This window comes from Mycobacterium sp. E3198 (assembly GCF_001667015.1).
Classification (GTDB): Bacteria; Actinomycetota; Actinomycetes; order Mycobacteriales; family Mycobacteriaceae; genus Mycobacterium.
Genome location: NZ_LZIS01000029.1, coordinates 1 through 8,718 on the forward strand (window position 1 = coordinate 1; position 8,718 = coordinate 8,718).

The 8,718-nt window shown below is 69.7% G+C and carries 9 protein-coding genes; 4 read left to right on the forward strand and 5 right to left on the reverse strand.

Translation table 11 applies throughout. The annotated features are described in order from the left end of the window. From mycP to eccA, 3 genes are all read left to right on the forward strand, one after another. Positions 1 to 1,122: type VII secretion-associated serine protease mycosin (gene mycP, locus A5673_RS04500; protein WP_068227539.1), on the forward strand; the 1,122-nt coding region annotated here is incomplete at its 5' end. Beyond that, the gene (gene eccE, locus A5673_RS04505) at positions 1,119 to 2,702 is read left to right on the forward strand and encodes a type VII secretion protein EccE (RefSeq protein ID WP_068227521.1); all 1,584 of its coding nucleotides are present in this window, start codon (positions 1,119 to 1,121) and stop codon (positions 2,700 to 2,702) included. The genes mycP and eccE, both read left to right, overlap by 4 nt. A gap of 8 nt (positions 2,703 to 2,710) precedes the next feature. After that, positions 2,711 to 4,561, forward strand: a complete 1,851-nt coding sequence (gene eccA, locus A5673_RS04510; RefSeq protein WP_156747846.1) for a type VII secretion AAA-ATPase EccA — start codon at positions 2,711 to 2,713, stop codon at positions 4,559 to 4,561. Here eccA and phoU read toward each other — a convergent pair whose 3' ends face one another. The 4 genes from phoU to A5673_RS04530 form a co-directional block, all read right to left on the reverse strand. After that, a complete protein-coding gene (gene phoU, locus A5673_RS04515) occupies positions 4,562 to 5,224 on the reverse strand; it encodes a phosphate signaling complex protein PhoU (protein ID WP_068227525.1) in 663 nt (220 codons plus the stop codon). 51 nt (positions 5,225 to 5,275) lie between these two features. Continuing rightward, entirely contained in the window at positions 5,276 to 5,626 is a 351-nt protein-coding gene (locus A5673_RS04520; RefSeq protein ID WP_068227527.1) for a WhiB family transcriptional regulator, read from the reverse strand. Positions 5,627 to 5,795: 169 nt separating this feature from the next. Continuing rightward, complete coding sequence (locus tag A5673_RS04525) at positions 5,796 to 6,242, reverse strand: nitroreductase family deazaflavin-dependent oxidoreductase (protein ID WP_068227530.1); 447 nt, start codon at positions 6,240 to 6,242, stop codon at positions 5,796 to 5,798. A 14-nt stretch (positions 6,243 to 6,256) separates the two neighbouring features. Then, the gene (locus A5673_RS04530; RefSeq protein WP_068227533.1) at positions 6,257 to 7,096 is read right to left on the reverse strand and encodes an NAD(P)H-binding protein; all 840 of its coding nucleotides are present in this window, start codon (positions 7,094 to 7,096) and stop codon (positions 6,257 to 6,259) included. Positions 7,097 to 7,207: 111 nt separating this feature from the next. On the opposite strand from A5673_RS04530, the gene sigI reads away from it, so the two are divergent. Next, positions 7,208 to 8,122 (forward strand): RNA polymerase sigma factor SigI, encoded by a 915-nt coding sequence (gene sigI, locus A5673_RS04535; protein ID WP_068227536.1) that lies wholly within the window; start codon positions 7,208 to 7,210, stop codon positions 8,120 to 8,122. Here sigI and A5673_RS04540 read toward each other — a convergent pair. Continuing rightward, the coding region (locus A5673_RS04540) for a MinD/ParA family protein (RefSeq protein ID WP_197518288.1) at positions 8,049 to 8,718 on the reverse strand (670 nt) is incomplete at its 5' end. The two genes, sigI and A5673_RS04540, sit on opposite strands and share 74 nt — an antisense overlap.

Here is an 8,718-nt window from a genome sequence, read left to right on the forward strand (position 1 = left end):
TGCGGTTGGCCGCCACCACACCCGGATGCACCGTCGCCGACACCGCCGACTCGAACGCCGACGCCGCCGCCCTCGCCGCCGGAGGCGGGCGCGATGGCTCCCTCGAACGGGCCGCCGGATCCGCAGACCGAAGACGAGCCCGCGGTGCCGCCGCCCCCGCCCGGGGCCCCGGACGGGGTGGTGGGCGTGGCCCCGCACGCGACGATAATTTCGATACGGCAGTCGTCGCGTGCCTTCGAGCCGGTCAACCCGCCGCCGGCCGACCCGAACTCGGACGAGAAGGTCAAAGCCGGCACGCTGAATACGTTGGCGCGGGCCGTCGTTCACGCGGCGAACATGGGCGCGAAGGTGATCAACATCTCGGTGACCTCCTGCTTGCCTGCCGCATCCTCCACCGATCAGCGGGCGTTGGGCGCGGCGCTGTGGTACGCGGCGACCGCCAAGGACGCCGTAATCGTCGCCGCGGCCGGCAACGACGGCGAAGGCGGCTGCGACAACAATCCGATGTATGACCCGTTGGATCCGTCGGATCCCCGCGACTGGCATCAGGTCAAGGTCATCTCCTCGCCCTCGTGGTTTTCCGACTACGTCTTGTCGGTGGGCGGTGTCGATGCCGGCGGTGCGCCGATCGACAAGAGCATGTCGGGGCCCTGGGTCGGCGTGGCGGGGCCCGCAACCCACATCATGGGCCTCTCGCCGCAGGGCGGTGGGCCGGTCAACGCCTACCCGCCCTCGCGGCCGGGCGAGAAGAACATGCCGTTCTGGGGCACCAGCTTCTCGGCGGCCTACGTGAGCGGTGTCGCGGCGCTGGTGCGCGCGAAATACCCTCAGCTGACGGCACATCAAGTGATCAACCGGATCGTGCAGTCGGCGCACAATCCACCGGCCGGCGTCGATAACAAGGTGGGCTATGGCCTGGTGGACCCGGTCGCCGCGCTGACGTTCAACATCCCGCCTGGAGACAAGATGCCGCCGGGTGCGCAAAGCCGGGTGATCACGCCGCCGCCGCCCGCACCCCCGCCGGATCACCGGGCTCGCAACATTGCCATCGGGTTCCTGGGCGCCGTCATCGCCGGTGTGCTGGTGGTGGCCACAGCCGCGCGGCTGCGGAGGGCGCGATGAGGTCGCGGCTGATCGGGTTCAGCCCGGCCAGCAATCGGCGGGTCGCCGGGATCCTGCTGGTATTCCTCCTCGCGCTGGCGGGCTGGGTAGTCGGCGGCTACATCGGTGTCGGGGTGGCCGTCGTGGCGGGCGTCGTGGTGGTGTTCGTGCGCTGGCGAGGGCAGCCGGCGTGGTCGTGGGCGATGCTGGCGATTCGCGGCCGGCGCCCGATCAGCTGGAGCGAGCCAATCACCGTGGCCAGCAACCGTTCCGGTGGTGGGGTGCGCGTCCAGGACGGTGTGGCCGTGGTGGCGGTGCAGCTGCTCGGCAGGGCACACCGGGCCACCATGGTGACCGGCTCGGTGAGCGTCGATACCGAGAACGTCATCGACATCGTGGAGCTCGTGCCGATGTTGCGGCACCCGCTGGGCCTGGAACTGGACTCGATCAGCGTCGTGTCGTTCGGGTCGAGATGCGGAAGCGTTGGCGACTTTCCGCGGGTGTACGACGCCGAGATCGGCACGCCGCCCTACGCCGGCCGCCGCGAGACCTGGTTGATCCTGCGGCTGCCGATCATCGAGAACACCCGCGCGCTGCGCTGGCGCACCACCCTGGGGGCGACGGCGATTTCGGCGGCTCAACGGATCGCCGGGCAGCTGCGCTGCCAGGGGCTGCGCGCGAAGGTGGCCACCGCCACGGACCTGACGGAGCTGGATCGCCGGCTCGGCTGGGACGCGGTGTCGGGCACGATGCAAAAGTGGAAGGCGATCCGCGGGGAGGCCGGGTGGATGACGACGTACGCCTACCCGGCGGAGGCGATCAACTCCCATGTGCTCGCCCAGGCCTGGACCCTGCGGGTCGATGAGGTCATCCAGAATGTCACGATCTACCCGGACCAGACGTGCACCGCGACGGTCACCGTCCGCACACCCACGCAGGCGCCGAGCCCGCCGAGCGTGGTTTTGCGCCGCCTGAACGGCGAGCAGGCCGCCGCGGCGGCGGCCAACATGTGCGGTCCGCGTCCCTTCCTGCGCGGGCTGCGCCCAAGCCCGTTGCCGGACAACCTGATCGTCGAGATCGGGCCGTCGGGGGTGTTGGTGGGCAAGCTCGGCAACGGCGACCGGCTGATGATCCCCGTCACCGACGCCGGGGAGCTATCGCGGGTGTTCGTGGCCGCCGACGACGCGATCGCCAAACGGATCGTGATCCGCACCGCCGGCGCCGGCGAGCGGGTCAGCGTGCACACCCGGGACCTGAAGCGCTGGGCCAGCGTGCGGATGCCATTGGTCAGCGTCGTCAACGCCTCGCGGCCCGCGCCCCGCACGAGCGTAAGCGTCGTCGAACACGCTCCCCAAGCGAGAGGGGGCGACAACCCGATCTCGCCGGCGCCGCGGCCCGCCACCGTCATCACGGTTGCGCCGGCCGGCACGCCGCTTCCCGACGGACACGGTCACGCTTTCGAAGTGGCCATCGAGCAGGTCAGTGGTGCGACGGTGAAAGTGACTGCGGCAGGCCACACTTGGCTGGCCGATATGGACTTGTTCCGCGCCGAGAACCGCTATGTCAACCTGGAGTCTGTCGCGATGTCGTTCGCCACGTAGCGTCGAGGATGGTGCAGACGATGGGGGACTTGCTCACGGCGCGTAGGCATTTCGACCGCGCCATGGCAACGATGGACAGGCAGGGGCGCGCCGCGGCCTTACCCGAGTTCGTGGCCGCCACCGAGGCCGATCCGTCGATGGCCGACGCCTGGCTGGGCCGCATCGCCTGCGGCGACAACGACCTGGCCTCCCTGAAGCGGCTCAATCATCACCGCGAGTGGCTGCACCGCGAGACCACCCGGATCGGCCGGACCCTGGCCGCGGAGATGCAGTTGGGCCCCTACATCGGCATCACGGTGACCGACGCATCACAAGTGGGGCTCGCGTTGTCGTCGGCGCTCACGATCGCGGGCGAATACACCGAGGCCGACCGCCTGCTGGCCGGCCGCGACCTGCTCGATTCGTGGGGCAATTATCAGTGGCATCAGCTGTCCCGGGCGTTTCTGATGTTCGCCACCCAGCGGTGGCCGGACCTGCTGCTGACGGCCGCGGAGGAGCTGCCGCCGCAGGCGATCATCATGTCCGCGGTGACGGCGTCGATCTGCGCGCTGGCCGCCCACGCGGCCGCGCATCTCGGGCAGGGCCGGGTGGCGCTGGACTGGCTCGACCGGGTCGACGTGATCGGCCAGACCACGTCGTCGAGCCGGTTCGGCGCCGAGGTGTTGACGGCCTCGATCGGCCCGGCCGACATTCCGCTGCTCGTCGCCGACTTGGCGTACGTGCGGGGAATGGTGCATCGCCAGCTGCACGAGGAGGACCGGGCCCAGATCTGGTTGTCGAAGGCCACCATCAACGGGGTCCTGACCGGCGCCGCCAAAGCCGCCCTGGCCGACCGGAATCTGCAGCTGGTGGTGACCGACGAACACACCATTGCCAGCCGCACCGACAAGTGGGACGCCTCGACCGCGAAGAGCCGCGAGCAGCTGGAGGACGACGACGCGGCCGGTCGGCGCGCCGAGCTCCTGGCGGAGGGCCGGCAGCTGCTGGCCAAACAGGTCGGGCTGGCTGCGGTCAAGCAGGCGGTGTCGGCGTTGGAGGATCAGCTCGAGGTGCGCGTGATGCGCCTCGAGCACGGGCTGCCCGTGGAGGGGCAGACGAACCACATGCTGTTGGTAGGACCCCCCGGCACCGGCAAGACGACCACCGCCGAGGCGCTGGGCAAGATCTATGCCGGCATGGGGATCGTGCGGCATCCGGAGATCCGTGAGGTCCGCCGCTCGGATTTCTGCGGGCACTACATCGGCGAGTCCGGTCCCAAGACCAACGAGCTGATCGAAAAGTCGCTCGGCCGAATCATTTTCATGGACGAGTTCTACTCGCTGATCGAACGCCACCAGGACGGCACGCCGGACATGATCGGCATGGAGGCCGTCACCCAGCTCCTGGTGGCGCTGGAAACCCACCGGTTCGACTTTTGCTTCATCGGGGCGGGCTACGAGGATCAAGTGGACGAATTCCTCACGGTGAACCCGGGTTTGGCGGGCCGGTTCAACCGCAAGCTGCGTTTCGAGTCCTATTCGCCGGCTGAGATCGTCGAGATCGGGCACCGCTACGCCACACCGCGGGCGAGCCTGCTGGACCCCGGCGCGCGGGAGGCGTTTCTGGATGCGGCCACCACCATCCGCAACTACACCACCCCCGGTGGGCAGCACGGCATCGACGCCATGCAAAACGGCCGGTTCGCGCGCAACGTCATCGAGCGCGCCGAGGGGTTCCGCGACACCCGGGTGGTCGCCCAGAAGCGCTCGGGCCAACCGGTGACCGTCGAGGATCTGCAGATCATCACAGCCGCCGACATCGAGTCCGCGGTGCGCAGCGTGTGTTCGGACAACCGCGACATGGCCGCGATCGTCTGGTAGCTAGCCGACCGGTTCCGGGCCGTCGGGGAACGCGCCGGTGGCCTGGAAGATGACACGCCGGGCGATCTCGACGGCGTGGTCGGCGAAGCGTTCGTAGAACCTGCCCAGCAGGGTCACGTCGACCGCGGCGGCCACGCCGTGTTCCCATTGCCGATCCATCAGCTCGGTGAACAGCTTGCGGTGCAGATCGTCCATGGTGTCGTCTTCCGCATTGAGCAGGCGCGCCTTGTTGGGGTCGCCGGTGCGCAAGACCTCTTCGGCGGCGGCGCCCAATTCGACGGCGACACGACCCATTTCGGCGAAATAGCCGTTGGCCTCTTCGGGCAGCACGTGTTCGGGGTGGCGGCGGCGAACGATCTTGGCGACGTGCACGGCCAGGCCGCCCATGCGTTCGACGTCGGCACACACCCGGATCGCGGAGACCACGGCGCGCAGGTCACCGGCCACCGGGGCCTGCAGCGCCAGCAGCACGAACGCGGCGTCCTCGGCCGCGGCGCTCATCTCCGCGAGCCGGCCCTGCTCGTCGATGACCCGCTCGGCCAGCGCGAGGTCGGCGTCCAGGAGGGCCTGGGTGGCGTTCTGCATCGACAACCCAGCCCTTCCGCACATGTCGGCCAGCTGCTCATTGAGGGCATCCAGCTGCTCGTGAAAGGCCGTGCGCATGGCCCTTAGATTACGTCCGCACGGGGCGCAAACAAGGCGACCGGCGGCAAGTCAGCCGGCGCCGCGGTTTCGTTGTTCGCTCAGGAATTTTGACCAGGACTCCATCTCGGGATGCCGCTGGAGCAGGGCCCGCCGTTGGCGCTCGGTCATGCCGCCCCAGATACCGAACTCCACCCTGTTGTCCAACGCTTCCGCTCCGCACTCCCGCATCACCGGGCAGCGGCGGCAGAATATCGCGGCCTCGCGCTGGGCGGCGCCCCGGACGAACAGTGTTTCGGGGTCGACGGTGAGGCATAGGGCGCTCGACACCCAACCGGTCGGATCCGCCGCATCTGTGCCGCTGACCGCTCCCCGAGTAGCCGCAAGGTGCGGCCTTTGACCGGCGGGCTTTGATCGCGGCATCAGCTTTCTCCCGGCTCGACTTCCCCACTGCGGACGAACAAGTGCAGTGATTGCCCGCGGGACGCCGCCGCCAAAACGCACGACACCGAGCCGCGGCCAGAGATTGGTCTCCGGTAACACGGATGTTCCTTCGAGTTGGTTCACACTCCGCCGGAGGGTTGGTGCGGCGTCAGCGGCCGATCGGCTCGAATCGGAAAACGGCGACCCGGCCGGCCAGCGCCTCGAATTCGTCGGGCGTTCCGTCGCGCACCATCCCCGAACGCTTCGCGAACGCCACCCCGACCGGGACTTCGGCGGGAAAGGCGCGCAACACCGGCCGCGCCTCCTCGGCGTCCAGCTCGACGATCTTGACCTGGCGGGACCGTCGGCCCCGGCTCAGCGTGCCGCGGCCCGCGGCGCGGGCGTTCGCCGCCCAGTCGGCGCCCGGGTAGCCGGCGACGACGTAGAGGCCGCCGCGGAATTCGAACGGCGTCATCGGGGTGCTGCGCGACCGGCCCGACTTGCGGCCGGGCACGGTCAGCACCATGGCGGGCCCGGTCGGTATCCCGAGCCGCTGGACGGCCATCATCACCTTGTTCATCGGCTTGAGGTAGCGCGGCGGACGTGGTTCGGACATGTCGGCTCCTCGCTTCAGGATCGGGCGAACAGGTCGCGGTGCTCGGACACCCAGTGCGCGAACGGGGTCGCCGGGCGGCCGAGGATCTTCTCCACGTCGTGGGTGACCAGCGCCGGTTTGTCGAGGGTCTCGGCCTGCATGGCGATATACGCGTCGGCGAACTCCGCACCCAGCCCCAACCCGATGAACCGTTGCCGCACCATGTCCGCCGGCGCTTCGAAATATTGCAGCGGCCGCCCGAGGACCTGGCCGATGACGCCGGCCAGCTCGGCGTTGGTGAACGCCTGCGGACCGGTCATCGGGATCCGTTGCCCCACAAGGTCGTCGGTGAGCAACGCCCGTGCCGCGACGGCCGCGATGTCGCTCTCCACGATCGGCGCCGACGACGCCGCGGCATACGGCCCGCCGATGACGTCTCCGGCGCGCAGCTGCGCGCCCCACATGCCGGCGAAGTTGGTGGCGAAGACGGAGGGCCGCAGGCTCACCCAGTCCAGGCCGGAATCCACGGCGAGCTGTTCGACTTCCTTGTTGCGGTCCCCGCGGAAGCGCGACGGCTGCCGCGAGAGGTCGTCGTCGGCGTTGATCGCCGACAGGGCGACCAGCTTGGTCACCCCCGCGCGACGGCATCGGGCGACCGTCTCGGCGAGCTGTCCGTCGAGGGCCCGCGAGTTGAGGAATACGGCCGAGGCACCGGGCAGCGCGCCCGCTGCGGATTCGAACACCTCGACTTCGGCGGGCAAGCCCGCGGCGTCGGGCGTGCGGGAGACCGCGCGCACGCGGGCGCCCGCGGCGACGAGTTCTTCGACGAGCGGGCGCCCGACGTTGCCGGTCGCGCCGGTTACGACGATTGTCATGGGAGTGGTTCCTTCCGTGAGTTTTCCTGACTGCGCCTACGACGGCGCCGGAGCCGGGAAAGTTACAGCGCAAACGCGTAACTTTTTGCGGCCCCGCCTCGTCGAAGGGTCATGAGCCAATCGCCCGCACCCGGCGACCGGGTCGCCCTGGCCTGGCGCCGGCACCGCCCGTACCTGATCAATCTCGCGTATCAGATGCTCGGTGACGTCGGTGACGCCGAAGACGTTGCGCAAGAAGCGTTTCTGCGACTGTCGCGGACCGATCCGGACGAGATCGATGACGTCCGCGGCTGGCTGACGGTGGTGGCGAGCCGCCTCTGCCTCGATCAGGTGCGCTCGGCGCGCGCCCGTCACGAGCGGCCCGGTGACGTCGACGAGCGGCCGGGGACGCCCCGCTCGGACCCCGCGGAGCGGGTCACCCTCGACGACGAGGTTCGCACCGCACTGCTGGAGGTGCTACGCCGGCTCAGCCCCGGTGAACGGGTCGCCTTCGTGCTGCACGACGTGTTCGGGGTCCCGTTCGACACGATCGCCGAGACCGTGGGACGCCCGGTCGGCACCTGCCGGCAGCTGGCGCGGCGCGCCCGGACCAAATTCACTGCGGCGCAACCGAAATTGATCGAGGTTGCACCAGCCGAGCACCAGCTGGTCACGGAGAAGTTCATCACCGCGTGTGCCAACGGAGACATCGCGGGATTGACCGCGGTGCTGGACCCCACGGTCTGGGGCGTGGGCACGGTCCTTGCCGACCCGGCCCCGCCGCCCCAGGTCAACCATGGCCCCCACGCGGTGGCCACCAACCTGATGCGCTACCTGGGGCCGGAAGTGACTCTGGTCAGCGGACCCGCCGGGGGACCGGCGGTGCTGGCGTTCGCCGAGCGCCGGCTTTTCGCCGCGATCGTGTTGACGGTGCGCGGCCACCTGGTGACCAAGATCGAGGCCGTCGCCGACCCTATGGCCCGGGCGGCGGCGGGCTCGCCGGGCGCTCCGGCCGGGCCGCGAAATATCCCGCGATCGTCGCGGTGATCTGAAGGAATTTGCGCCGCGTCGCCGGGGCCATCTCGCCGTTCACGTCGATCACGCCGCCGGGCCGCAGATGGGGGTCGTAGGGCACCTCGATCACCGGCTGCCCGTGCTCAACGAACTCGCGGGCCAGCAGCTCGCGCGTGCGCTTGTCGGCGTGGCCGTCGGAATCGTTGAGCACCACGACCGTGCGGTGCAGCAGGCCGGTCTGGCCCCTGTCGGAAAGCCATTCCATGGTCCGGGCGGCGGCGTTGGCCCCGTCCGCCCAGGGCGAGGTCACCACGATCAGCGCGTCGAGGTCGCGCAACACCTCCTGGGTCACCGGCGAATCCATCGTCGAGCCGCAGTCGATGACCGAGATCGTGAAGTGGCGGTCCAACTGGCGCGCGGCCTCCCGGTAAATCGCGGGATCGAGGACCCGCCGCGGGCCGGACGCCGGCTCGCCGCCGAGCACGTGCAGGCCGGCGGGGTTGCGGCCGAGGCGCCCGACCACGTCGGCGAAGGACCGCAGATTCTTGTCGGAGGTCAATTCCCAGAACGAGCCGCTCGACCGCGGGTCGATCCGATTGCTCAGCCGGCCGAACGCGGTATCGGCGTCG